The organism is Pseudomonas sp. 09C 129 (assembly GCF_002843625.1).
GTDB lineage: Bacteria > Pseudomonadota > Gammaproteobacteria > Pseudomonadales > Pseudomonadaceae > Aquipseudomonas > Aquipseudomonas chlororaphis.
In genome coordinates, this window is the sequence record NZ_CP025261.1 from 1,849,653 (window position 1) to 1,873,865 (window position 24,213).

The window sequence follows — 24,213 nt, forward strand, 5'->3', positions numbered from 1 at the left end:
AAGAGAGGCAAAACCATGATCCCAATCGACTACAACAGCTACCGCACCCTCGCGCCCTACAACAAGCGGGTGCGTTTCCTGGTGCTGCATTACACGGCCCTGAATTTCGAGGCGTCGGTCAAGGCGTTGACCACCGGTGCGGCGAGTGCCCATTACCTGATCCCGGCGCTGCAGGATCCGACGTATCAGGCCGCGGGTTTCCAGGAGCAACGAATTTTCAACCTGGTGGCCGAAGAAGACCGCGCCTGGCATGCCGGTGTCAGTGACTGGGCCGGTCGCAGCGGCTTGAACGACACTTCCATCGGCATCGAGATCGTCAACGAAGCCACCGACGTCAACGGCGTCTTCACCTTCCCGGATTACGAACGCTCCCAGGTCGAGGCGCTCAAGCAACTGGCCCTGAATATTCTCCAGCGTTATCCGGACCTGTCGCCGAAAAACGTGGTGGGCCACTCCGATATCGCGGTGGGCCGCAAATCCGATCCGGGCCCCAAGCTGCCCTGGAAAGAGCTCTACAAAGCCGGCATTGGCGCCTGGTACGACGAGCCGACCAAGAAGAAATACGTCCAGCAATTCCGCGCCGCGGGACTGCCCGAGCGTGCCGAAGTGCTCAAGACCTTCGCCACCTATGGCTATGGCGTGCCGGCCCAGGCAACGGATGACTTCTTCCAGTCGCTGGTGCGGGCGTTCCAGATGCACTTCAGGCCGAAGAACTATACCGGGAAACTGGACGTGGAAACCTGCGCGATCCTGTATGCGCTGAACGAGAAGTACGCCTGATTCGATCAGGGTGAACCGCTCGCAGGGCAGGGGGCTCCATCGACGGTGATGCCGGACCTCAGCGAAGTCTCGTGAGCCATCCGTTGCATCACCCATTCCGTTCCTGACGTCGCTCGCCGACCTGGCGATCGAGAATCCTGCCCAAACCGGCATTCGCTGTTCCTCTATCTCGCGCGACATCCGCAGCGCTCCTGCGCAACTTCAACCCCTGATATCTGAACAGGAGGCCTCTCTATGCCCGCAGTCATCGACAAGCCGTCGCAGCTGTTTTTCGCCATTGCCGAGACCCTGCGAGGGGCTGGCCTTGGCCTCAAGGTTGGCAGTCACCAGGACTTCGATGGTCTGCTCGACCCGGCCTGGGTGCTGATTGCGATCGAGCGCGATGCCCCGGGCATGCGCAGCCAGGAAGGGCGTATCGCCCATGCCCTGACAGTCTCGCTGCAAGTTGTGGCGGCCGTGGGGGCCGAGCGGTCCGGGTTCGAGCCCTGTGATCTGGCCAGCGCGCTGAAGGATCTGGCCACGGATAACCGCTGGGGATTACCGGCAGCGCAGTGCGACCTGCCGATGAACCTCGAGGGCCTGCCTTCGACCCTGATTCGCGGCGAGCAGCAGCACGCGGCCTGGACGCTGTCGTTCACCCAGACGCTGTACCTCGGGCAGCCCTTGCTGGACGACCCGACCGGCATACCGAAGTTCGCCCGCACCTGGGAAGTCTCGAACATCGACGACCCCGACCAATACCAAGCACTGGAGGGCTGAGCCATGTTTGACGAGCTGCTGCGCATGCAGCTGGGCCCGATCATCGAGCGGCTGGCCGAGATGGAAACCGAACTCGATGACTTGCACCGGCGGACGGAAAACCATTGTCGGATCGGTGTGTGCCAGGCGGTCGATGCGGCCAGCAACACCTGCCGGGTCAGCCACGGAGAGCTGCTGACCCCGGCGATCCGCTTCTTCAACCCCAGCGCCGGCGCGCAAAGCGAATCGCGCATTCCCTCCGTGGGCGAGCAGTGCCTGCTGTTCAACTACGGTGGCGGCGACGGCGGCGCGCAGTCGGTGGCGCTGTTCGGCCTCAACTGCGACCGCTTTCCACCGGTGTCGACCCTAGCCGCGCTGACCCGCCGCCAATACGCCGATGGCACCCAAAGCAGTTATGACGATGCCGGCCATGTCTTGAGCTGGAGCAATGGCCCGACCGCGCTCACCGCTTCCCGCGAGGCGGTCGAGTTGAGCATCGGGCCCGCCCGGCTGGCGATGAGGCCCGAGGCGATCGAGCTGCGGCTGGGCGCGGTGGGCATCTTGCTCGACAGCGCCGGCATCCACTTCAGCGGCCCCCTGGTGGAACACCAGGGCCGCGTTATCAGCCCTTGATTAAGAGGCTTCCCATGATTGGAGTCGATAGAAACACCGGCGCCGCGGTCGATGACTGGCTGCAGTTCGTGCAGCGCGCGACCCGCGCCCTGACCACGCCGCTGGGCACGCGGCAGAAGCGCCCGTTGTACGGCTCGCTGATTCCCGACCTGCTGGGCCAGAACCTCGGCGATGACTTGCTGATCCTCGCCCAGAGCCATGCGGCGCAGGCGTTCTACAACGAGCAGAACGGCATCGGCGATTTCGAGCCGCAGGTCATAGTCGCCAGCCGGCGCGGCGCCGGGTTGCTGTTGCGTTTCGCCGGCACCTGGAAAAACCGCCAACAGACGTTCGAGGTCGTGACATGAGCATGCTGATACCCGGTGAACACCAGTTGGCCGAGCCGGTCATTGTCACAGTCGAAGAATTCGAGCCACTGCTCGCCGAGTTCAAGACCTTCGTCGTCGATTACGTGGCCCAGCGTTCCCCCGCCAATGCGCAGAAGCTGCAGGCCAGTCTGGCCAACGAAAGCGAGCTGCTGACCCTGGCGCTGGAAGCCTTCTGCCTGCGCCTGCAAACCCATGAGCGCAAGTACAACGCCCGCATCAAGCAGATGCTGGCCTGGTGGGCCACCGGCAGCAATCTCGATGCACGCCTGGCGGACATGGGCCTGGAGCGGCAGTTGCTCGACCCGGGCGATCCGGCGGCCTTTCCGCCGGTGCCCGCGGTCTATGAAAGCGACGAAGATGCGCGCCTGCGCTATTACCTGGCGCCCCACGCGCCGGCCGCCGGTTCGCGCATGCAGTACCGCCGCGAAGTCTTCACCCTCGGCGAGCGGCCGACGGTGAAGGTGGATTCCACCGAGGCGGGCGTGGTGACCGTCATCTACACCTTCGACCCGGACGGTTTCGCCGCTCAGGTCAAGGATGGCAACGGACGCCGTACCGCGCCGGGCGAAGTCCAGGTCACCGTGCTCTCGCGGGAAGGCGACGGCACCCCATCCGAGGACCTGCTCGAAGGCGTGCGCAAACACTTTGCGCGACCGGACGTGAAGCCGGAAACGGATCGGGTGACGGTGCAGGCGGCACAGATCAAGCCCTACAAGATCCGCGTGGTGGCCAAGATCAACCCGGGCCCCGATTCCGGACTGACCCAGCTCGCCACGCAGCAGCAATTGCAGGCGTACGCCGACAGCTGCCATCGCCTGGAAGGGCGGGTGGATCCGAGCTGGATCGATTACACGCTGCATACGGCAGGGGCGGTACAGCTGGAGATTCTCGAGCCGGTGCAACCGATCGTGACCACGGCTTTCCAGGCGCCGTATTGCACGGAGGTTGAAGTGGAGGTGCGTACCCTATGAGTGACGACACTGTTCGCTTGAGCCTGCTGCCGGCCAATAGCTCAGCGCTGGAAAAGGCCCTCGATCTCGGTTTCGCCCGCTTGCTCGAACGTGTGGACCCGCCTTTTCCCCAACTGATGAGCCCTACCCGGACTCCTGTGGACTTCTTGCCTTATCTGGCGGCAGATCGCGGGGTCAGCGAATGGGATGCGGGAGCCAGTGAGGCCGAAAAGCGCCTCACCGTTTCGCTGTCCTGGCAGATCCAGCGGCAGGCCGGGACTAACAAGGCATTGAGCCACGCCGTCGAGTCCCTGGGCTTCATGCCCAACATCGCGGCCTGGTACGAACAGCGACCGCAGGGGCATCCCTATACCTTCGATGTGCAGGCAATCATTGTCCGCGACTGGTCCAGCGGTGATCACAACCGCTTGATACGCCGCATCAACGCCGCCAAGAGCGAGCGCGACGAAGGCACCATCACCATCGTTCATCAAACCACGGGTGGGTTGCGACTGGCCGCTGGCGCCGATCCTGGCCTGAGCATCAGCGATGACAGCCAGCCTGGGGCCTTGCCCGAGGTCAAGCTGCGCGGCTCGCTGACCATGAGCGGCGGCATGGATACAGCGCTGAGTGATGGCGAACTCTTTCTTGATGGAGTGCTGCCTGAATTTGAACTCGGCGCTCGCCTTAACAGTGCCGGGGTTTCCCAGCACTACACCATTAACGACTACGACCTCAGGGCGCAGCTATGACAGAAGACATTACGCGCTTGGTTCGCTTCACTTCCGCCGGTCTGGATGAAGTGTTGGCGGCAAAGAACCAAGGCTTGAAAGGGGAGATCACCCACATCGGCGCCGGTACCGGCCGCTACAACCCGGACGGTACGGAAACAGCCCTGCGCGATGAGCGCCAGCGGGTGGCGATCGTGGACTACGAGGACCTGGGCTCGCGCCAGTTGCGGATGGCAGCGCTGTTCGACGGTCCGGACGAATACGAGATCGGCGAGTTCGGTTTCTACCTGGCCAGCGGCACCCTGCTGGCGGTGTATTCGGTGGCTGGAAAGTTGCTGACTTACAAGGCCGGTGCTGCACGGGTGCTGCAAAAGTTCACGCTGGATATTTCGCCGTTGCCTGCGGACAGCGTGACGGTGGTGGTGGGGGCCGAGAATCTCAACATCTTGCTGGCAGAGGAGTTGGCCACTCTTTCGGCGGCCAGCATCGACAACATGGCCCGTGGGCTTGGGGTGCTCTTTCGTGTGAGAGCGCTGGAAGAAAAGGTCATTTGAAAATCAGCAAGTCAGGTTTCGCAGGTGCCGATGGCCTGTCCTTTGGCTCCGAATGGGAAGTGTCGTTGTGAGCAAGATCAATGGAATCTAAGGAGTTAAGACTTTGAGTACAGAACAGCAACTGGCCGCGGTGGTAAGCGCGGCGAATAATTTGACGAATACTGTCACAGGCAAGGTTGGCGAGATCGACCAGGCCGTAGCAGAAGCCCGCCGACAATATGACTCGCAGCTTCTTGATCTGAAAACCCGGTTGCCTCGATTGGCCGTCACGAAGAACTTCACCCTACTGCCCAATAGTGCGGGGACATTGATTGATAACTGGGGGATTCATGGGCAGGTCACTGCGACGAAGTTGCGGTCGATCACCCCAACGTCCCAGGCCACCGGCCGGCCGGCAGCAGACGTTGAGTTCATGCTCAAGGTTCAGGCCGACGTGCGGGAGCAGTTCCCCAATTTCGATATCCGGGCAACGGACTATTGGCGCGGGGCGATCAACGTCTGGCAAATGAAATGGACGGAGGCCGATAGCAGTCCCTGGCTCGCCTTTCCTTATGCCACTGACCAGACGCTGGCCAATGGCGCCGCCGCGGTGCCATTGAACTCTTATCTGACCCTGGGCGCTTTCGTGCGTGTCGTTGATGGCTCGATCAGTGGCGCCTGGAGTACCGGCTCGCAGAAAGGCAAATGGCGTTGGTGCTCCGCGGTGGTTTCTCCTTCTGGAGCATTCGGTGCCTATTTCCACCTGCACCCGATGCGTACTTCGAGCACCGGGTTGATTGAAATCATGCTGGCCGGTGCCTGCACCGGCGTAGTCACCGACCCGGGCGACTGGGGCACCATGCTCGCTATTAGTTAAGGAAAAGCACAATGAAACCAACTTTTGTACCTGCTGAACTGCACCCGATCATCAAGTGGGAAATGATTCGCAAGGCTCGCGATGAAGACTTGGCGGCGAGTGATTACGCGGCCATGCCCGACTACCCCATGAGCGAGACCAATCGTCCGGCGTTTACTGCCTATCGTCAGGGGCTGCGCGATATTCCCGATCAGGGCAGTGATCCGGATGCGGTTGCCTGGCCGGTCAAGCCCGATTTCCTGAAGTAAGACCTCCACCGCGAAAGCGGTTTTTTTTCGCCCGCACAAAGCCCCGCAGAGGGGCTCTGGCGCTTTTGCGTCTGGAGAAATTCGCACATGTCCATCCGACAAACCTACACCGTCCTCGTGCCATTCCCCACCGGCGGCGGCCACTGGTCGAAGGTCGACCAACAGCTCGACCTGCTCGACGTCGAGGCCAGCGCCTTGCGTGCCGCCGGTCGCCTGGAACTGACCAGCGTCCTCGCGGCGCGCCAACCGGCCGAAGCGGCCACTCCATCCACCAAGGCCTTGAAGGCCGCTGCCAAGAAGGCTGAATAACCATGGCTGAGGTTCTGAACTTCGAGCACAACGGCATTACCGTCAATGCCACCGAATCCCCCGAGGCCATGGGTGGCCTGGGTGACAACGTCATCGGCCTGGTCGGCACTGCGCCGAAGGCCGACCCGCTGATTCCGCGCAATGCGCCGTTCCGCATCAACAGCTTCACCACCCAGGCCCTGCTGGACCCGACCGGCGCTGAGTCGGGCACCCTGTTCCAGGCGGTGTACCAGATCCTCAAAGTGGTCAAGGTCCCGGTCTATGTGGTGATCGTCGAAGAGGGCGCGACCCCGGCCGACACCGTCAACAACGTGATCGGCGGCGTCGACGCCACCACCGGCCGCAAGCTCGGCCTGGCTGCCCTGGGCAGTGTCCCGGAAGACCTGACCATCATCGGCGCGCCGGGCTTTACCGGCACCAAGGCGGTGGCCGGTGAGTTCGCTGCCTTCGGCAAGCGCATCAAGGCCCGTGTGGTGCTCGACGGCAAGGACGCCGCGGTCGCCGATCAGGTGACCTACAGCAAGGAACTGGGCGGCGCGGACCTGGGTTTCGACCGCTGCCTGGTGGTGCACAACATGCCGGCCGTGTACTCCAAGGCGGCGAAGAAGAACGTGTTCCTGGCGCCGTCGAGCCTGGCCATCGCCGCGCTGGCCAAGGTCAAGCAGTGGGAGAGCCCGGGCAACCAGGTGACCTTCGCCGAAGACGTCTCGCGCACCGTGGAATACAACATTCTCGACACCTCGACCGAGGGCGACCTGCTCAACCGCTACGGCGTCAGCTACTACGCCCGCACCGTGCTCGGCGGCTTCTCGCTGCTGGGTAACCGCTCCATCACCGGCAAGTTCATCAGCTATGTCGGCCTGGAAGACGCCATCAGCCGCAAGCTGGTCAAGGCCGGGCAGAAAGCCATGGCCAAGAACCTGACCAAGTCCTTCATGGACCAGGAGGTCAAGCGCATCAACGACTGGCTGCAGACCCTGGTCGCCGACGAAACCATCCCGGGCGGCAGCGTGTACCTGCATCCCGAGCTGAACAGCGTCGAGAAGTACAAGAACGGTACCTGGTACGTGGTCATCGACTACGGCCGCTACGCGCCGAACGAGCACATGGTGTATCAGCTCAACGCCCGCGATGAAATCATCGAGCAGTTCCTGGAGGATGTTCTCTAATGTTTACCAACCGCGTAAGACAGGCCATCGCGGCCACCCTGCAAGGCCTGCCGTTGTCGGCGACCGTGGAAGAGTTCACCCCGCCGAAGATCGAATTCGAAATGGAAGCGATGACCGGTGGGCGCTTTATCGCCGAAGAAATGGCCAAGAGCGGCAAGGCACTCACCGCCACCCTCAAGCTGCAGGGCCTGGGGCCGGAAATCATGCTGGCGCTGGGCGTGAAGCTGGGCGACGACATCCTGCTCAATGTCCGCGAGGCGGGCCAGGACCAGGATGGCAAGACCTGGTTCACCTACCACACCGTGGGCGGCAAGCTGAAATCCCTGGCCGAAACGGCCATGAAGATGAATGAAAAACCCACCACCACCCTGGAACTCGCCTGCCGTACCTACAACCGTATCGAGAACGGCGTGCCGGTGATCGACATCGACGTGCGCACCCAGAAGTTCGTGCTCAGCGGCGTCGACATCCTCGGCGACGCCCGTCGTGCGGTGCTGATGCCGTAACCCCCTGGCAACACCCTTTGCAATACCCCCTGCAACACTCTTGTAGGAGCGAGCTTGCTCGCGATGGCAATGCAGCAGCCACATCACAGTCGTCGCTCAATCCCCAATCGCGAGCAACTCGCTGCTACCCCCTTTTATCAAGGAATTCATTCATGTCCTGGACGCCTCCGATCCATGTCCTGCTGTGCCCGATTACCGCCGACGATGAGTCGCAGATCGCGCAGATTCAGCTCAAGCCATTGTTCTACGCCGCGCAGAAAGAAGCGCTGGCCCGCGCCGGCGATGATGAGGACGATCAGTTCTTCGAGCTGGCGAAGCTGGCCACTGGGTTGTCGGCCAATGAGCTCGACCAGCTCAAGCGGCCGGACTACGTGAGCATCGCGCAGTACGTCCATGACATGTCGACACGCCCGGCTGCGTACTTCCTCCAGCAGGGCGCCGAGCCTGAAACGGCCAGCGACACCCCTGGCGATACCTCGGCGCAGGGCGACCTGGACCAGGTGGACCTGCTGTTGCCGCTCGATGTGGCGGGCCGGCGCCTGACGTCCCTGACCCTGGAAATGCCCGCGTTGCGAGCGACCAAGGTGATGAAGAAGCTCAAGACCAACAAGGAGCGCGCCGAGTTCATCACCGCGCATTGTACCGGCCTGATGCTGCCCGACCTGGCGCTGCTCAGCGTGCCTGACTGGACGCAGCTGCAAGAGCGCATCGACGATTTTTTAAACAAACCGGCGGCCTTCTTTCGGAGCGCGACATCGAAGTGATTCTCGATGTGGTGCCGCTCATTTACTCGGTAAGTGAGGCGGAAATCCTGGAGTGGGACGCTGGCAAGGCCTTGCGCCGCTACGACATCGCGATCACTCGCCTTGGCGTGAAAGAGGAGTAGAGCGAAATGGCGAACAATCAGTTTTCGCTCAAGAACGCCACCGTGCAACAGCACGGGCTGGCGCCTGTAGGCGTCATGCAGCCAGGCGCCCCCGTGGCGAGCCCGGCGGATGCCGGCCTGTCATCCAGCAGCTTCGTCCTGGCCCTGAATGCCGCCAGCGTGGACATTCGCTTGCTGACCACGGCCATCGACTCGTTGAAGTTGACGCTGTCGTCGCAACGCCCGTTGCAGCTGGCATTCGCCGGCAGCGTCAAGGCCGAGGCTAAAGCCCCGGACAAGGCCGCAGGCGGGCTTCAAGCGCCTGACCTGTTCAAGTCGGCGATGGCGATGGATGCGGCGCTGGCCGATCTGGGGAGGGTGGTTTCTCTCCCCGGCAATGAGCGTGAGGAACTTGCGCAAGACAACTACCGCATGGCCAGTTATCCAGGCATCGCCGCGGGTGGAACCACGGCGGTTGATCTGGCGAAGCTTGAATACGCCGCGGCCAAGGCAGGGATCGAGAACGATAAAGGCGCGTCCCGACGGCAGACCCTGACGGCATTCGGCGGTGATGCCGCGCTCATGGCAACCGCGTTCAAGATGCCGGGCAAGGATGCCGGGGACATGCTGGCCGGTTGGCGCACCTCGATGAAGCTGGACCGCAACCAGGCCCTCGATCTGGCGGATGCGACCAACCACCTCGGCAAGCGTCCGGGAGACGCCGAGGCGGCTGATATCGGGGTGATCCTGCAACGGCATGGCGCTGCCGCCACGGCGGTGGGGCTGGCCCCGGAGCAGGCGGCGGCGCTGACGGCGGCATTGCTCAACACCGGCACGCAAAAGGCCGATGCCGGGGCCGCGCTGAAAGGTATCGCTGCCGTGCTGGGCAAGGGAGAACCCAAATCCGAGGCGCAGCAAGTGGCTTTGCAACGGTTGCACATCGACCCGCTGAAGCTGGATGGGGCAGGTGGTCTGACCAAGGTGCTGGAGGCACTGCAAGCGCCCGACGTTTCGAGTCGGGAGCGCTCCGCGTTGGCCACTACCCTGTTCGGCAGCGCGGATGAAGCAGCGTTGCGCCTGTCGCAACAGCTGCCTGAAGTTCAAAAGGCCTTGGCGCAGGTCGCCGACAAGCAGCAGTACGCCACCTCGGAGCTGGGCGACAAGGGCTCGGTACGCCAGTCCGCATCGGCCCAGGCGAATACCTTCGACGCCCGCTTGAACCGGATGAACACCGCGTTCGGTTCCGCCCTCGCGCCGGTGGCGGAAGGGGCGATGGTGCCTATCGGTGGGGTGGTCGATGGTTTGAGCAGCCTGGCTACGGAGTTTCCGAAGATCGCTGCCGGCCTGGCCTTGGCGGGTGCTGCCATCGCACCGGTGGTGGGCCGCCTGCTCAAGTCGGTGCTGGACGAAGTCTTTACCCAGGTGGCGAAAAAACTGTTGAGCCTGGCGGCTCCGAGCCTGCCATCGAGTATTGGCAAGCTGTTCGGCGAAGGCGCAGGCTGCTGTGGCGGCCCTGCGGGCGGTACTGAAAGTCGCGGCCCCAACAGAAGAGAGCGCAGGCAGCGCGACAGGCAAGAGAAGAGAGACAGGCAGAAAAACCAAGCCAGGACGGCAAAGCCTGCAAAAAGAGCCGTCTCTGCAACAGCTCCGCGTGGCGGGCTGCTTTCCCGTATCGGTCGCGGATTGAGCGGCAGTTTCGCCGGCTTGCGTTCAGTGGCCGGCCGCGTGGCCAGTCGACCGCTCAAGCTGCTCAGGGCCGGCGTGAATGTGTTCAAGGGGGTGCGCAACCGCGACCCCAAGGCCATCGGCTCTGGCCTGGGCACCTTGGGCGGCGCCTGGGCCGGCAGCGCATCCGGTGCTGCGCTGGGGGCCGCCCTGGGTAGCGTCGTGCCGATCCTCGGCACGGCTGTCGGCGGGTTGCTCGGCGGCGCCATCGGCGGCTGGTTGGGTAGCGAGGCCGGCGGCCGGTTGGGGGAGGAGGCAGGTGGACACCTGGGAGGCGAGCCGGCGGACCGCTTGAAGTCGCCGGATGAAGTGAGCAAGAACCTCGCAGCCAGCTCGGCTTCCAGCCAGCAGGTCACCTTCGCCCCGGTCGTCAATATCTACGGCCAGGATCAGGCCACCTCCAGGCAACTGGTGGACATGGTGATCCAGCAAATGCAGATGCAGGTCATGCCTCTGATGATGAGCAACCCGCTCGCGGTACGGCGCGGCGCGGCCCTGACCGATGGAGTGATGTGATGCGACAGCAGATGGCGTTGGGCAATTTCATTTTCGGCTTGTCCACCGGCTTCGCCTACGACCGGCTTGAACGCAAGACGGACGGTGGCTGGGCCAGTATCGACATCATCACCAGCAAGCCGAAATCGCAGCAGGCCGGGCAGAAGCTGGAAACGCTGCAGATCAGTGGCAAGTCGATGTACGCCACGGGCATGGCGCGCCTGGACCAGCTGCGCGAGTTGCAGGCCGCTCGCGTGCCCTTGCCGTTGGTGGATGGCATCGGTCGCAACTGGGGGCGCTGGCGCGTCAACCTGGTGACGGAGGTGCAGACTTCCATCATCGATGACGGTACCGCGCTGGTGATCAACTGGACCATCAACCTCGAGGAATTCGTCAATGCGTAGGGTTCGAAGTATTGCCGGCGATTCGGTCAACCTGCTGCTCTACCGCGAGGTGGGACGTTGCGACGATGCGGTCGAGGAAGCGCTCTGGCGCCTCAATCCGCTGCTGGCCGAGAAAGGCCCGGTGCTGCCGGCGGGTGTCTGGGTGACAGTGCCCGAGATCGAGTCGCGGCCGGTGGCTGCAATGCCCGTTTCGGCCTGGGACTGAGGAGGCGTCATGACCCTGGGATTCACCCCGAGCATTGAGCTCTACGGCGCCAATGCCGCACGCCTCAACGAACGGCTGATCAGCTGGACCCACATCGACGCCGCGGGCATCGAGTCCGACCAGCTCTCGCTGACCCTCGATATCGAAGGCCTGGAAGGGCTCCCCGAGCTGGGCGGGAAGGTCGGCCTGCGGGTGGGCTATCTGGAGTCGGGGCTGGTGGATCGTGGCGAGTTCGTCATCACCCGCCGCACGCCCAACCTGTTCCCGCCGCGCCTGACCCTGGTGGCTACCGCAGCCCCCTTCAAGGTGGCGGATGCGACCGGCTTCAAGCAGCGCCGCTCCGCCAGCCATGGCCCCACGACCCTCGGCGCGCTGTTTCGCCAGCTGACCTCGCGCCACGGTTTTTCACCGCGGGTGGCGCATGAACTGGACTCGATCCCGATCCCGCATGTCGATCAGTGCAACGAGACCGACATGGGCTTTCTGACGCGTATTGCCCGCCCGCACGATGCCGTCACCAAACCGTTCAACGAGATGTATGTACTGGCGCTGCGCGGGCAGGCGAAGTCGCTCTCCGGGAAAATCCTTTCGCCGGTGCGTTTGAGCGTGACCCGGGATAACCGCCCGGGGGATACGGCGTTCATCTCGGCCAGCATCGATGAAAACGGCCGGGCCAAGCACAAGGGCTGCAAGGCTACCTGGTGGGATTCGGCGGCCGGCAAGGAGCGTGTGGTCAGCCTGGGGCAGGCTCCTTTCCAGGTCCTGCGCCAGCGTTACCCGGCAGAGGGCGAGGCCCGCGGCGCAGCCCAGGGCGCCATGCGCCGAATCGAGCGCGAAGCGATCAAGTTGAAGATCGACTGCCCCGGTGATCCGGCGCTGTCGGCCGAGGGGCTGGTGTCGCTGGACAACAGCTGGCCGGGGTTCATGCAGGGCACCTGGTCGATCGACAAGGTGACTGCCAGCGGCAATCGCGAAAAAAATTATCGCTGCCTGATCGAGGCTACCTGCCTGGAGCAACAGCCCTAGTTACCGGGCCTTGCCCGGCTGTTCTGATCTTGCGCGCCGTTGTTTCCACGACTCCATCCTGTTGCCCGGGCGCCCGCAGCCTGGGCGATCGCTTGTGGCCGCGCCTGAAGGTTTCCCATTCACCCCGTTGTGGAGCTTCTTCATGAAGATCACTCCGATCCTCACGCAACTGCGCGATCACTGCCCCGGCCTGGCCGATCAGGTGGCCGTCGGCGTCGATCTCGCGCTGTTGCAAAGCAATACCGCGTTGCCCACCCCCAGTGCCCATGTGACGCCGATCGCCGATCTGGCCAGCCCGAGCACCGGGCAGAACGTTACCCGCCAGGCCATCCGCGACCGCTTGGTGATCACCCTGGTGCTGGACGCCAGCGACGGCCGGCAGGCCCTGGAGCAACTCGAAAGCCTGCGTGCCGAGTTGTGGCGGGCGCTGGTGGGGTTCAAGCCGGGCGCGGACTACAACCCGATCGAATACGACGGGGGCGAGCTGGTTTCGCTCAGCGCCACGCGGTTGTTCTATCAGCTGCGCTTTTTCGCCGAGTTCCAGCTGGGACGCAACCTGGCCAGCCAGCCGGCGGAAACCTGGCGCGAGCGTGAACTGGACGGCCTGCCGTCCTTTACCGGGGTCACGGTACGGGTCGATGCCATCGATCCGGCGGACCCCAACCTGCAACACCCGGGGCCCGACGGGCGCCTGGAACTGACTTTCTCTGGAGACGTAACGCAATGAGCAAACGCATCACTGTGCTGCCGGCCGCGGGCCGCGCCGTGCCGGACCCCGAAGCCGGCGACCTGCTGCCGCTGGAAGGCCGTGAAGTCGACGACAACGCCTGGTGGCGCCGGCGTCTGGCCGATGGCGATATCACCCTCAAGGCCGCGAAGGCGGCCAAACCACAAGGAGCCAAATAATGGCGATCGGATTCAGCAATATTCCGGCGGACATTCGTGTGCCGCTGTTCTACGCCGAGATGGACAATTCGGCGGCCAATAGCGCTTCTTCGGCCATGCGCCGACTGATCGTGGCCCAGGTCAACGACAATGTCGCGCCGGCCGAAACCGGCAAGCTGGTGCTGGTGTCCAGCGTCGCGCTGGCCAAGAGCATCGGCGGTCAGGGCTCGATGCTCGCCTCCATGTACGAGACTTGGCGCAAGACCGACCCGATTGGTGAAATCTGGTGCCTGCCGCTGCACAACGTCGAAGGCAGCGTGGCCAAGGCCGAGCTGAAGTTCACCGGCACCGCCAGCGCCAGCGGCGTGCTCAACCTGTATGTCGGTGGTGTGCGGGTTCAGGCCGCCATCGTCAATGCCGCCACCGCGGCTCAGGCCGCCAGCGCGCTGGCGCTGAAAATCAATGCCGCCGCCGACCTGCCAGTGAGCGCCGAGGCGGTCGAAGGCACCCTGACCCTGACCGCCAAATGGACCGGCGACAGTGCTAACGACATCAGCCTGCAGCTCAACCGCCTGGGCAAGAGCAATGGCGAAGAAACCCCGTCCGGCTTGAGCGTGACGGTCGGCAAAATGGCCGGCGGCGCCGGCGTGCCGGATCAGGTTGCCGCACTGGCGGCCCTGGGCGATGAACCTTTCGAGTTCATCTGCATGCCGTGGACCGACACCGCGACCCTCAACGCCTGGCAAGCCGTCATGGATGACAGCACCGGTCGCTGGTCCTGGGCCAAGCAACTGTTCGGTCACGTCTACAGCGCCAAGCGCGGCACCGTCGGCACCCTGGTAGCGGCAGGGCAAGCACGCAACGACCAGCACATCACCATCCAGGCCCTGGAACCGGGCGTACCGCAGCCGTTCTGGGTGCAGGCCGCGGCACTGGCCGCGCGCACCTCGGTGTTCATCTCCGCCGACGCCAGCCGTCCGACCCAGAGCGGCAGCCTGCCGGGTGTCGATCCGGCGCCGGCCAGCGAGCGTTTCACCCTGACCGAGCGTCAATCGCTGCTCAGCTACGGCATCGCCACCGCCTACTACGAAGGCGGTTACGTGCGCATCCAGCGTTCGATCACCACCTACCAGAAGAACGCCTACGGCCAGGCCGACAACTCCTACCTGGACAGCGAAACCATGCACCAGTCGGCCTTTATCGTGCGCCGCCTGCAAAGCGTGATCACCAGCAAGTACGGGCGCCACAAACTGGCCGCCGACGGTACCCGCTTCGGTGCCGGCCAGCCGATCGTGACCCCGAGCACCATCCGCGGCGAGCTGATCGCCCAGTACGCCAAGCTCGAACTGGAAGGCCACGTGGAGAACGCCGAGCTGTTCGCCGAGCACCTGATCGTCGAGCGCGACAGCCAGGACCCGAGCCGGGTCAACGTGCTGTTCCCGCCGGACTACATCAACGGCCTGCGTGTGTTCGCGCTGCTCAACCAATTCCGTCTGCAGTACGACGCGGCGGCCTAAGCCGAGCCTCTTTCACTGCGCTTTTCCAGCCCGCCTGGTGCGGGCTCATTTTTTGGGAGAAACACCATGGGTCAACTGATTGCGGGCACCTGCTACGTCAAAGTGGACGGCGCTCAACTGACCATCAACGGCGGCTGCGAAGCACCGCTGATGTCCGTGAAACGGGAAACCATCGTGCCGGGCTTCTACAAGGAAACCGACATTGCCCCGTCCTTCAAGGTCACGGCGCTGCACACCCCGGACTTCCCGCTCAAGCAGCTGGTGGCCGGTTCCGACATGACCGTCACCTGCGAGTTCAGCAACGGCAAGGTCTACGTCCTGGCCGGCGCCTACCTGGTGGAAGAGCCGGTTTCCAAGGGTGACGACGCGAGCATCGAACTGAAGTTCGAAGGCATCAAGGGGACCTGGCAATGAGCGATAGCGTAAAGCTGCGTGTGGCCATCGAAGCCCACGGCGAGCCGCTGACCGAACTGACCCTGCGCCGCCCGACGGTGCAGGAAGTGCGGGCGATCAAGGCGCTGCCGTACAAGATCGACAAGAGCGAAGAAGTCAGCCTCGACATGGACGTCGCGACCAAGTACATCGCGGTCTGTGCCGGCATTCCTCCGTCCTCGGTCAACCAGCTCGACCTGGCTGACCTCAACGCCCTGAGCTGGGCGGTCGCGAGTTTTTTCATGAGTGCGGCATCGGAGCCATCAGCGACCTGATCGCGGTTGCCTATGACCTGGCCTGGTTCTGGAAGGTTGACCCCGAACAGATGATGGCCAGGCCACTGGATGTGCTCCGGGAGTCCCTGGAGCACGCGCAACGGATCAATGCGATGCAGCAGGTGCAGTGATGGCGAACATCAATCAAAGCTTGAATCAGACGAGCATCAAACAGCGCCTGAGCGTGACCAATGTGCAGACCACGGTGAACATGCTGGTGGTCATGCAAGGCATGCAGAAACTGGACGCCGAGTTGGGCGAGGTGCGTTCGAAAGTCAGCCGCTTCAAGAAAAGCATCGAAGACAGCGGCCTGGGCGGGCTGGATTTTTCCGGCCTGATCAAGGGCGGTGGCCTGGCCGCGCCTTTCGTGGCGGGAGTCAATTCCGCCATCGAATTCGAGAACCAGGCGGCGCGAGCCAAGCTGGTGGCGCAGGGCATCGAACCGCCCAAGGATGTGCTGGGCGAGACGGGCACTAACCTGAAGGCGTTCAGCGACAGCGTCGACGACATCTCGCAAAAGTTCGGCAGCGCGCTGCTGCCGGCGGTCAACTCGGTAGTGACCGCCGTGCAACCGCTGCTGGGCTTTGTGGCCAAGGTCATTGAAAGCAACCCGCAGTTGGTCCAGGGCCTCGCCGCCGGCGCCTTGGCCTTCACCGCGATCCGCGGCGCCATGACCCTGGCCTCGTCCGCCGTGACCCTGTTCAGCAGCGGCCTGCTGGCCTCGCCCATCGGCCTGATCGCCCTGGGGATCGCGGTGGCGGCGGGCCTGATCGTGGCCAACTGGGAACCGCTGTCGGCGTTTTTTGTCACCCTCTGGGCGAGCATCAAGGACGCCGCCACGCAGTTGATGGCGGGGTTGAAGACGGTCTTCGGCTGGACCCCGCTGGGGATGGTGATCGCCAATTGGGGATCGATCACCGGCTTTTTTGCCGGCCTCTGGGAACAGCTCAAGACGATGGCCGCGTCCGTGGTCGATTTCTTCAAGCAGGTGTTTTCCTGGACGCCGCTGGGGCTGGTGATTGAAAACTGGACGCCCCTGAGCGGCCTGTTTTCCGCGTTGTGGGCGTTGCTCAAGGCGTTGTCCGTTCCGGCGATGGACTTCCTCAAAGGCCTGTTCGCCTGGACGCCGCTGGGGATGGTGATCAACAACTGGGGAGCGATCAGCGGTTTCTTCGCCTCGCTCTGGGCCGGCCTGCAAGGTCCGGCGCAGCGGGTCAAGGCCTTCTTCATCGGGCTGTTCGACAGCTCGCCACTGGGGCTGGTGATCAACAACTGGGGCGCCATCAGCGCTTACTTCGCTTCGCTCTGGGCCGGCCTGCAAGGTCCGGCGCAACAGGTGAAGGACTTCTTCGTCACGTTGTTCGATACCTCGCCACTGGGGATGGTGATCAATAACTGGGGCACGATCGGCACCTACTTCGACGCCATCTGGGCGACTCTGAAAAGCGCGGCGCAGGTCATCAAGGACTTTTTTGTCAGCCTGTTCGAGTGGTCGCCCGTGGGGCAGATCATTGCCAACTGGCAGCCCATCAGCGATGTGTTCGCGGCCCTCTGGGAGGTGTTGAAAGCCCTGGCGGCGCCGGCCATCGAATTCATGCGTGGCCTGTTCGAGTGGTCGCCCCTGGGGCAGATCATCAAGAACTGGGAGCCGATCACCGAATGGTTCAGTGGCCTGTGGCAACGGCTGCAGGCGGTGATCGCACCGATCAGGGAACTGTTCGACGGTGGTTTCGCCGGTTTCGTCGCCCGCGTCACCGGCAAGGTGGAAAACCTGACCGAGGCGCAGCGGCAAACCAATGCCGAAGGCAAAGGCGCGCTGGCGCCGGCGTTCTTCGGTGGCGGCCAGCCGGCGCCGGGTTCTTCGGCGCTTTCCGCCGGCCTGCCGCAAAGCTCCACCTCGCTGTTGCAGCAGAGCGCGGCCAACAACCGCACGCAATTGCAGGGCGGGCTGACGGTGAGCTTCGAAAACGCCCCGGCGGGCCTGCGTACCAGCGCGCCGCAAATCAACCAACCCGGCGTGGCGCTGTCGTCGCGTGTCGGCTACCGCTCACTTTCGCTAGGAGGTTCCAATGAGCTGGCGTGATCGTTTGTTGCCGGCGTCGTTTCGTGGCGTCGGGTTCTGGGTCGACCAGGCGAAAACCCCGGTCGGCCACAAGGGCCAATTGCACGAGTACCCGCAGCGTGACCTGCCGTTCTACGAGAGCCTGGGGCGGCAGGCGCGGACCCACGACCTGACGGCGTTCATCGTCGGCGCCGATTGCCTGGAGCAGCGCGACAAGCTGCTCCAGGCGCTGGAGCAGGGCAGCGGTGAGCTGGTGCACCCGTGGCTGGGGCGCCTGCAGGTCAAGGTCGGCGAATGCGAGATGACCCAGAGCCGCCAGGACGGCGGCCTGGTGACCTTCACCCTGAAGTTCTACCCCGACCAGCCGTTGCAGTTCCCCAGCGCCACGGTCAACACCCGCCAGCTGTTGCTGGTATCGGCCGACAGCCTTATCGGCTCGGCGGTGCGCCGCTTCGAGGAGGCCATGACCCTGGTCAAGGCCGCGCGCATCGGCATCGCCGACCTGCGCAACAGCCTCAAGGAGGTCTACCAGACCATCGAGCAGGAGCTCAAGCCGCTGATCGACACCTACCGCGATCTCAACCTGCTGGTGCGGGCGATCAAGGACCTGCCCAAGGAAGTGAGCGCTGAGTTCAAGGGCTTGCTGGGGGACATCAAGGACCTCAAGGACTATGCGCGCAACGGTTACCGCGGCGTGCTGGCCAACGTCTCGCAGCAGGTCGAGGCGGTGAAGAAGATCGACACGCCGAAACTCACCACCGGCAAGGACACCACAGCCGCGGCGCAAGCCATGGCCGACCTGGTGCAGGACGCCGTGCTGGTGCGGATCGTCCAGGCGGTGGCCTCGCTGCCGGTGGCGACCCCGGCGGTCAAGCTGAGCGGCACGCCGCCTTTGGCCAAGCAGGCGATCCAGCCGGTGACCCGCGCGGAAGTGCCGGTGGCCGACGAGGTGCTGGCGCTGCGCAACGCGATCAACGAGGCGATCTGGCAGGCGGCGGAAAAAGCCGACGCTGTGCACTACGAGGTGCTCAACGGCCTGCGCCAGCTGGCCTACGGCCACCTCACCGCGGTGGCCTCGTCCGGCGTGCGGCTGGTGGTCAAGAACCCGATGCAGAGCCTGCCGACGGTGGTGCTTGCCTATCGGCTGTTTGGCGATGCCACCCGGGCGGCCGAAGTGCAGCAGCGCAACGGAGTGGCCCATCCCGGCTTCCTGCCGCCGACCAACGTCAAAGTGGCGGGGGAGTGAGCCATGGGCAACTTCGATAACCGGGTGCTGTTGACGGTGGACGGCCAGGATTACGGCGGCTGGAAAAGCGTCGAAATCAGCGCCGACCTGGAGCGGCAGTTTCGCACCTTCAAGCTCGACGTGACCTGGCAATGGCCGGGGCAGACCCTGGACCAGCGCATCCGTCCCGGCGCCAAGTGCCAGGTGCGCATCGGCGCCGACCTGTTGCTCAGCGGCCATGTGTTCAAGGCGCCGATCAGCTATGACGGTCGGCAGATCGGCTTGAGCATCGAGGGCAGTTCCCTGACCCAGGACCTGGTGGATTGCGCGGCGATCAACCAGCCCGGCCAATGGCGCGAGCAGAGCCTGCTGAAAATCGTCCAGGCCCTGGCCGCGTCCTACGGCGTCGGGGTGGTCAGCGAGATCGCGGAAACCACGCGGTTGAGCAGCCACAGCATCGTGCCCGGGGAAACCGTGTTCCAGTCCATCGACCGCCTGCTGACCTTGTTCCGGGTGTTCTCCACCGACGACGCCGAAGGCCGGGTGCTGTTGGCCCGGCCAGGCAGCGGCGGGCGTGCGGTGGATGTGCTGGAGTTGGGCAAGAACATCCTCTCGGCCAGCGCGCCGATGGACTTCAGCCAGGTGTTTTCCGAGTACCGGGTGATCGGCCAGCACAAGGGCAACGACCAGAAAAGCGGCGCCGCGGTCAGCGAAGTGTCGGGCGTGGCCAGCGACGGCACGGCCAAGCGCAAGCGGGTCACGGTGATCAACGAACCAGCCCAGCTGACCCAGGAGCTGGCCCAGCAACGGGCCGACTGGGAAAGCGCCATTCGCACCGGCAAGGCCCTGACCAGCACCTACAAGGTGCAGGGCTGGCGCCAGAGCAACGGCGAGCTGTGGCGCCACAACACCCTGGTGCGGGTGATCGACCCGGTGCTGGGTTTCGACCAGGACCTGCTGATTTCCAAGGTCACCTACTCGCTCTCCGAGCAGGGCTCGATCACCACCCTGCAGGTGGCGCCGCCCCATACCTTCGACGCCAGTCCGGTGCCACCGAAAGCCTAAAACCCCCCGGTAATGTAGGAGCGAGCTTGCTCGCGATGGGGGGCGACACGGTGTGCCTGTAAGGCCGCTATCGCGAGCAAGCTCGCTCCTGCACAAGGGGCAAGGAAAAAACCATGAGCCTACTGACACGCCTGTTGGCGCGCGGCACTGTCGTGCTCGCCAACTCGGCCAACAAACTGCAATCGCTGCAAATGCGCCTGACCGCCGGCGAAGTGAACGACGACATGGAGCACTTCGAACCCTACGGCTTCACCAGCAACCCGCTGGCCGGCGCCGAAGGCATCGCCACCTTTCTCGGCGGCGATCGCTCCCATGCCATCGTGCTGGTGGTCGCCGACCGCCGTTTTCGCCTCAAGGCCCTGGCCCCCGGCGAAGTGGCGATCTACACCGACGAAGGCGACAAGATTCATTTCAAGCGTGGGCGGATCATCGACATCGAGACCGCCACCCTCAATATCCGCGCCAGCAGCGCGGTGCATATCGACACCCCGACCCTGACCCAGACCGGCAAGATCGTCTCCCAGGGCGACCAGGTCGCTGGCGGCATCAGCCAGATCAAGCACGTGCATGGCGGCGTGCAGTCGGGTAGCGGGCAGACCGGCGCGCCGGCGGGAGGCCAATGATGTTTATCAGCCAAGACCTGCACCGCGCACTGACCCGTTCCGTGCTGATCAGCCTGTTCACCTGGCGTCGCGCGGCGGACGACGACCCGCTGGACGACGAGGAGCGCTTCGGCTGGTGGGGCGACAGCTTTCCCACCGTGGCCGACGACCGCATTGGCTCGCGGCTGTGGCTGCTGCGGCGGGTCAAGCTGACCCGCCAGACCCAGCTCGACGCCGAGTTCTATGCCCGCGAAGCCCTGCAATGGCTGATCGACGATGGCCATTGCAGCGCGGTCGAGATCATCAGCGAACGTCTCGACGACCAGCGCCTGAACCTGCGCACGACGCTGGTCCTGGCCAACGGTGAACGCCTGGACATCAACCCCGATAACAGTTGGCAGGTGACCTATGCCCTTTGATACCCCTTCGCTGCCGGTGCTGATCAAGCGCACCCAAAGCGACCTGGCCAGCGATGCGCTGCGCCAGTCCGATGCGCAAGTGCTGGCCCGCGCCCTCGGTGGCGCCGCCTATGGCCTCTACGGCTACCTGGACTGGATCGCCGATCAGATCCTGCCGGACAAGGCCGACGAGTCAACCCTGGAACGCATCGCCGCGCTGCGTTTGAACCAGCCGCGCAAGGCCGCCCAGGCGGCCAGCGGTTCGGTGAGCTTCACGGCGGCGGCAGGCGCGGTGCTGGACGTCGATACCCTGCTGCAGGCCAGTGACGGCCGCACCTATAAAGTCACCGCCGCTCGCACCACCAGCGCCGGCAACAACAGCACCACCATCCAGGCCCTCGACGCCGGCACCCTGGGCAACGCCGAGGCCGGCCTGAACCTGATCCCGGTGCAACCGATCCAGGGCATCGGCAACACCTTCACCGTACTCGCCCCCGGCCTGAGCGGCGGCGTCGCCGCGGAAAGCCTGGAATCGCTGCGCGCCCGGGTGATCCGCTCCTATCGCATCATCCCCCACGGCGGCTCGGCCCAGGACTATGAAACCTGGGCGCTGGAGTGCCCGGGGATTACTCGGGCGTGGTGCCGTGGCAGCTACCTGGGGCCGGGCACCGTGGGCCTGTTCGTGATGCGCGACGACGATGCGCAACCGATCCCGAATGCCGAGCAACTGGCGGAGGTAAAGGCCTACATCGAACCCTTGCGTCCGGTGACGGCCGAGTTGCATGTGCTGGCGCCGCAGCAGTCGCCCGTGACCTACAGCCTGCGCTTGTCGCCGGACACCAGCGCGGTGCGCGCGGCGGTCGAGGCCCAGTTGCGCGACCTGCACAACCGCGAGGCCGGCCTGGGCGACACCTTGTTAATCAGCCATATCCGCGAGGCCATCAGCAGTGCCGCCGGCGAGAACGATCACCGGCTCAGCGCGCCGGCCGCGGATGTTCCCGCCGCCAGTAACCAGTTGCTGACGTTCGGAGGTTGCGTATGGCTGGAGTAAGAACCGCCGCGCAATACCAGAGCCAGCTGCGCAGCCTGCTGCCCAGCGGCCCGGCCTGGGACCCGGAGCGGGTGCCGGAGCTCGAGGAGGTGCTCGAAGGCGTGTCCCAGGAACTCGCCCGTCTCGATGCCCGCGCTGCCGACCTGCTCAATGAAATGGACCCGGCGGGCGCCAGCGAGCTGGTACCGGATTGGGAGCGGGTGATGAACCTGCCCGACCCCTGCCTGGGTGCGACCCCACTGTTCGACGACCGCCGCCTGGCCGTGCGCCGGCGGCTGCTGGCTGTCGGCAGCCAGGCGCTCGCCTACTACGTCGAGATCGCCCGCAGCCAGGGCTATCCGAACGCCACCATCACCGAGCACGAAGCCCCGCGCATGGGCCGCGCACGGTTTGGTGAAGCGCATTTCGGCACCTGGCAGGCGCAATTCATGTGGACGCTCAACACCGGTGGACGACTGCTCCTGGGCCGCCGTTTCAACGCCAGCTACTGGGGCGAACGTTTCGGCATGAACCCGGGCTCGGCCCTGGAATGCCAGATCCACCGCAGCGCACCGGCCCATACGCGGGTGCATATCAATTATGACTAGGGGATAGACCGATGGATTATCCGAAGAGTGTGCCCAGTGCCGGGTTGGTCAACGGCAGGTTCGTCGATGAGAACCCGCTGACCGGCACCCCGGGTTCGCTGATTCCGGCGGACTGGGGCAATGGGGTGACCCAGGAACTGCTGGCCGTGATCACGGCGGCCGACCTGACGCCCAGCGAGGCGAACCTGACACAACTGCTGAGCGCGATCCGCAGCATCAGCCGCAAGAGCGCAGGGCTCGGCATTCAGCGCTTCACCGCCAATGGCAGCTTCACCGTGCCGGAGGGCGTGACGAAGATCTGGCTGAGTGGGTGTGCGGGTGGGGGTGGGGGAGGTTCATGTCCAGCTGGAACCACCGGATCCGCATCCGGTGGCAGCGGCGGCGGTGCAGGCCAGCCGGCCATCAAGGTACCCGTCACCGTCACTCCTGGCCAAGTGATCCCCATCACGATTGGAGCGGCGGGTGTGGGTGGCGTCAGCGGAGTCAGCAACCCGACAAGCGGAGGAAACACGCTTGTGGGGGTGGGAGGCGCTTTGCTGGTGCTGAGTGGCGGAGGCGCTGGTAACTCGGGGGCAAATCTTCCTGTAGACCGTGTGGCCGGTCCAAGAGGGGGAGAGGGATTTCCCGCCGGTGGCGATGCTACCGATTCTCAGGCCCAGGTGACGGCGGGATTGTCGGGGGCTGGCGCAAGCGGGCCATTCGGTGGCGGTGGCAGCGCCTGTCGATATGGAACATCGGGAGGGTACGCGGCACGGGATGCCTACGGCTTCGGCGCTGGCGGCAGCGGCGCGGGAGGCTGGTATGTGTCTGGTGCCTTGGCCGTCTCGGGGGGGCGCGGTGCTCCTGGTCTGATGATCATTGAGTGGTGAGCATATGAGTAAGCAAGTTCTTTACTGCCTTGCGTCCGGGGTGGTCATCGAGTGGCAGGACACTGAAGTACTGGCCTACGCGGCGACAGACGAGGGCAACAGCGTCCTGCCGGTGACGGCCGAGCAATGGAAGCAGAGGGAGGCATTGCATTTCGTACTGGATGGCGAACTGACTCGGGTCGATGGACCTCCACCCTCCGCTGCTCATTACTGGGACGGTAGCCAGTGGTCGCTGGACTCCCTGAAGGCCGCGATCATCGCCGAACAGGAGGCGGAGCAACTTTGCCGGCGAGTGGACGCAGAGGCTGACACTGCCCGGCAGATGCTCGGCGGTGACCCGCTGCGTGCCATGGAGTATGCCCAGGCCGCCAGCGACGCCCAGGCGTTCAAGGAGGCCGGCTACCCGAAAAAGGCGGTGCCTCTCGCGGTAAGCGCCTGGGTGGTGAAAGGCCGTACCGCCAGGGAAGCGGCCGACCAGATTCTCGACAAGGCGGCCGAGCTCAGCAGCAAGCTGCTCGCACTTCGCACGCTGCGCTTGCAGGCAAAAGAGCGCATCCGGGCTCAGGCCAGCAAGGGTAAGCAGGAGGCTGCGAAAGACCTCTGTGAGGCAGCGATCGAGGCGATTCGCAAGGTTACCGGCGACTGAACGGGAACACCGTGTTGCGTTTCAAGCAGCCGTTCAA

The 24,213-nt window shown here is 64.4% G+C and carries 31 protein-coding genes; all 31 read left to right on the plus strand.

The window, feature by feature from the left end:
* The first annotated feature begins 15 nt into the window (after positions 1–15).
* Positions 16–780, plus strand: a complete 765-nt coding sequence (locus tag CXQ81_RS08440; protein ID WP_101336971.1) for an N-acetylmuramoyl-L-alanine amidase — start codon at positions 16–18, stop codon at positions 778–780.
* A gap of 234 nt (positions 781–1,014) precedes the next feature.
* Positions 1,015–1,539: a hypothetical protein gene (locus CXQ81_RS08445; protein WP_101336972.1), complete on the plus strand. Its 525-nt coding sequence runs from the start codon at positions 1,015–1,017 to the stop codon at positions 1,537–1,539.
* Between the two features lie 3 nt (positions 1,540–1,542).
* Positions 1,543–2,151 (plus strand): phage baseplate assembly protein V, encoded by a 609-nt coding sequence (locus tag CXQ81_RS08450; RefSeq protein WP_101336973.1) that lies wholly within the window; start codon positions 1,543–1,545, stop codon positions 2,149–2,151.
* A gap of 14 nt (positions 2,152–2,165) precedes the next feature.
* Positions 2,166–2,498, plus strand: coding sequence for a phage baseplate protein (locus CXQ81_RS08455; RefSeq protein ID WP_007924012.1), 333 nt, complete (start codon positions 2,166–2,168; stop codon positions 2,496–2,498).
* Complete coding sequence (locus CXQ81_RS08460) at positions 2,495–3,490, plus strand: baseplate J/gp47 family protein (RefSeq protein ID WP_101336974.1); 996 nt, start codon at positions 2,495–2,497, stop codon at positions 3,488–3,490. Before CXQ81_RS08455 ends, CXQ81_RS08460 begins: the two co-directional genes overlap by 4 nt.
* A complete protein-coding gene (locus tag CXQ81_RS08465; RefSeq protein WP_101336975.1) occupies positions 3,487–4,221 on the plus strand; it encodes a phage tail protein I in 735 nt (244 codons plus the stop codon). Before CXQ81_RS08460 ends, CXQ81_RS08465 begins: the two co-directional genes overlap by 4 nt.
* Positions 4,218–4,754 (plus strand): hypothetical protein, encoded by a 537-nt coding sequence (locus tag CXQ81_RS08470; protein WP_101336976.1) that lies wholly within the window; start codon positions 4,218–4,220, stop codon positions 4,752–4,754. The genes CXQ81_RS08465 and CXQ81_RS08470 overlap by 4 nt, the downstream gene beginning before the upstream one ends.
* 103 nt (positions 4,755–4,857) lie before the next feature.
* A complete protein-coding gene (locus CXQ81_RS08475) occupies positions 4,858–5,610 on the plus strand; it encodes a hypothetical protein (protein ID WP_101336977.1) in 753 nt (250 codons plus the stop codon).
* Positions 5,611–5,621: 11 nt separating this feature from the next.
* The gene (locus tag CXQ81_RS08480; RefSeq protein WP_101336978.1) at positions 5,622–5,858 is read left to right on the plus strand and encodes a tail fiber assembly protein; all 237 of its coding nucleotides are present in this window, start codon (positions 5,622–5,624) and stop codon (positions 5,856–5,858) included.
* 87 nt (positions 5,859–5,945) lie between these two features.
* Entirely contained in the window at positions 5,946–6,167 is a 222-nt protein-coding gene (locus CXQ81_RS08485; RefSeq protein WP_101336979.1) for a hypothetical protein, read from the plus strand.
* A 2-nt stretch (positions 6,168–6,169) separates the two neighbouring features.
* The gene (locus CXQ81_RS08490; protein WP_053259818.1) at positions 6,170–7,336 is read left to right on the plus strand and encodes a phage tail protein; all 1,167 of its coding nucleotides are present in this window, start codon (positions 6,170–6,172) and stop codon (positions 7,334–7,336) included.
* A complete protein-coding gene (locus CXQ81_RS08495; protein ID WP_009042415.1) occupies positions 7,336–7,842 on the plus strand; it encodes a phage major tail tube protein in 507 nt (168 codons plus the stop codon). The genes CXQ81_RS08490 and CXQ81_RS08495 overlap by 1 nt, the downstream gene beginning before the upstream one ends.
* Before the next feature lie 152 nt (positions 7,843–7,994).
* Positions 7,995–8,606, plus strand: coding sequence for a phage tail assembly protein (locus CXQ81_RS08500; protein ID WP_101336980.1), 612 nt, complete (start codon positions 7,995–7,997; stop codon positions 8,604–8,606).
* 128 nt (positions 8,607–8,734) lie between these two features.
* Positions 8,735–10,948: a phage tail tape measure protein gene (locus tag CXQ81_RS08505; protein ID WP_101336981.1), complete on the plus strand. Its 2,214-nt coding sequence runs from the start codon at positions 8,735–8,737 to the stop codon at positions 10,946–10,948.
* Entirely contained in the window at positions 10,948–11,331 is a 384-nt protein-coding gene (locus tag CXQ81_RS08510) for a phage tail protein (protein WP_016702001.1), read from the plus strand. Before CXQ81_RS08505 ends, CXQ81_RS08510 begins: the two co-directional genes overlap by 1 nt.
* Positions 11,324–11,536 (plus strand): tail protein X, encoded by a 213-nt coding sequence (locus CXQ81_RS08515; RefSeq protein WP_101336982.1) that lies wholly within the window; start codon positions 11,324–11,326, stop codon positions 11,534–11,536. The genes CXQ81_RS08510 and CXQ81_RS08515 overlap by 8 nt, the downstream gene beginning before the upstream one ends.
* 9 nt (positions 11,537–11,545) lie before the next feature.
* Positions 11,546–12,562 (plus strand): contractile injection system protein, VgrG/Pvc8 family, encoded by a 1,017-nt coding sequence (locus tag CXQ81_RS08520; protein ID WP_101336983.1) that lies wholly within the window; start codon positions 11,546–11,548, stop codon positions 12,560–12,562.
* 142 nt (positions 12,563–12,704) lie between these two features.
* Positions 12,705–13,289: a hypothetical protein gene (locus tag CXQ81_RS08525; protein WP_101336984.1), complete on the plus strand. Its 585-nt coding sequence runs from the start codon at positions 12,705–12,707 to the stop codon at positions 13,287–13,289.
* Entirely contained in the window at positions 13,286–13,468 is a 183-nt protein-coding gene (locus CXQ81_RS08530) for a DUF2635 domain-containing protein (protein WP_007923975.1), read from the plus strand. The genes CXQ81_RS08525 and CXQ81_RS08530 overlap by 4 nt, the downstream gene beginning before the upstream one ends.
* Complete coding sequence (locus CXQ81_RS08535; RefSeq protein ID WP_101336985.1) at positions 13,468–14,964, plus strand: phage tail sheath subtilisin-like domain-containing protein; 1,497 nt, start codon at positions 13,468–13,470, stop codon at positions 14,962–14,964. Before CXQ81_RS08530 ends, CXQ81_RS08535 begins: the two co-directional genes overlap by 1 nt.
* 66 nt (positions 14,965–15,030) lie before the next feature.
* The gene (locus CXQ81_RS08540) at positions 15,031–15,378 is read left to right on the plus strand and encodes a phage tail tube protein (protein ID WP_007923973.1); all 348 of its coding nucleotides are present in this window, start codon (positions 15,031–15,033) and stop codon (positions 15,376–15,378) included.
* A complete protein-coding gene (locus CXQ81_RS08545) occupies positions 15,375–15,671 on the plus strand; it encodes a phage tail assembly protein (protein ID WP_101336986.1) in 297 nt (98 codons plus the stop codon). The genes CXQ81_RS08540 and CXQ81_RS08545 overlap by 4 nt, the downstream gene beginning before the upstream one ends.
* A 130-nt stretch (positions 15,672–15,801) precedes the next feature.
* Complete coding sequence (locus tag CXQ81_RS08550; RefSeq protein ID WP_101336987.1) at positions 15,802–17,754, plus strand: phage tail protein; 1,953 nt, start codon at positions 15,802–15,804, stop codon at positions 17,752–17,754.
* Entirely contained in the window at positions 17,741–18,979 is a 1,239-nt protein-coding gene (locus CXQ81_RS08555) for a DNA circularization protein (protein ID WP_101336988.1), read from the plus strand. Before CXQ81_RS08550 ends, CXQ81_RS08555 begins: the two co-directional genes overlap by 14 nt.
* 3 nt (positions 18,980–18,982) lie before the next feature.
* A complete protein-coding gene (locus CXQ81_RS08560; RefSeq protein ID WP_087091406.1) occupies positions 18,983–20,023 on the plus strand; it encodes a phage baseplate assembly protein in 1,041 nt (346 codons plus the stop codon).
* Positions 20,024–20,136: 113 nt separating this feature from the next.
* Complete coding sequence (locus CXQ81_RS08565) at positions 20,137–20,646, plus strand: phage baseplate assembly protein V (RefSeq protein ID WP_007923965.1); 510 nt, start codon at positions 20,137–20,139, stop codon at positions 20,644–20,646.
* The gene (locus tag CXQ81_RS08570) at positions 20,646–21,044 is read left to right on the plus strand and encodes a phage GP46 family protein (RefSeq protein WP_007923962.1); all 399 of its coding nucleotides are present in this window, start codon (positions 20,646–20,648) and stop codon (positions 21,042–21,044) included. Before CXQ81_RS08565 ends, CXQ81_RS08570 begins: the two co-directional genes overlap by 1 nt.
* Positions 21,034–22,074 carry a baseplate J/gp47 family protein gene (locus CXQ81_RS08575; RefSeq protein WP_101336989.1) on the plus strand — a complete coding sequence of 347 codons (1,041 nt, stop codon included), beginning with the start codon at positions 21,034–21,036 and terminating at the stop codon, positions 22,072–22,074. The genes CXQ81_RS08570 and CXQ81_RS08575 overlap by 11 nt, the downstream gene beginning before the upstream one ends.
* The gene (locus CXQ81_RS08580; RefSeq protein ID WP_101336990.1) at positions 22,062–22,661 is read left to right on the plus strand and encodes a YmfQ family protein; all 600 of its coding nucleotides are present in this window, start codon (positions 22,062–22,064) and stop codon (positions 22,659–22,661) included. The genes CXQ81_RS08575 and CXQ81_RS08580 overlap by 13 nt, the downstream gene beginning before the upstream one ends.
* A gap of 11 nt (positions 22,662–22,672) precedes the next feature.
* Positions 22,673–23,530: a hypothetical protein gene (locus CXQ81_RS08585; RefSeq protein WP_101336991.1), complete on the plus strand. Its 858-nt coding sequence runs from the start codon at positions 22,673–22,675 to the stop codon at positions 23,528–23,530.
* Between the two features lie 4 nt (positions 23,531–23,534).
* A complete protein-coding gene (locus CXQ81_RS08590; protein WP_101336992.1) occupies positions 23,535–24,176 on the plus strand; it encodes a hypothetical protein in 642 nt (213 codons plus the stop codon).
* Positions 24,177–24,213: the final 37 nt, after the last annotated feature.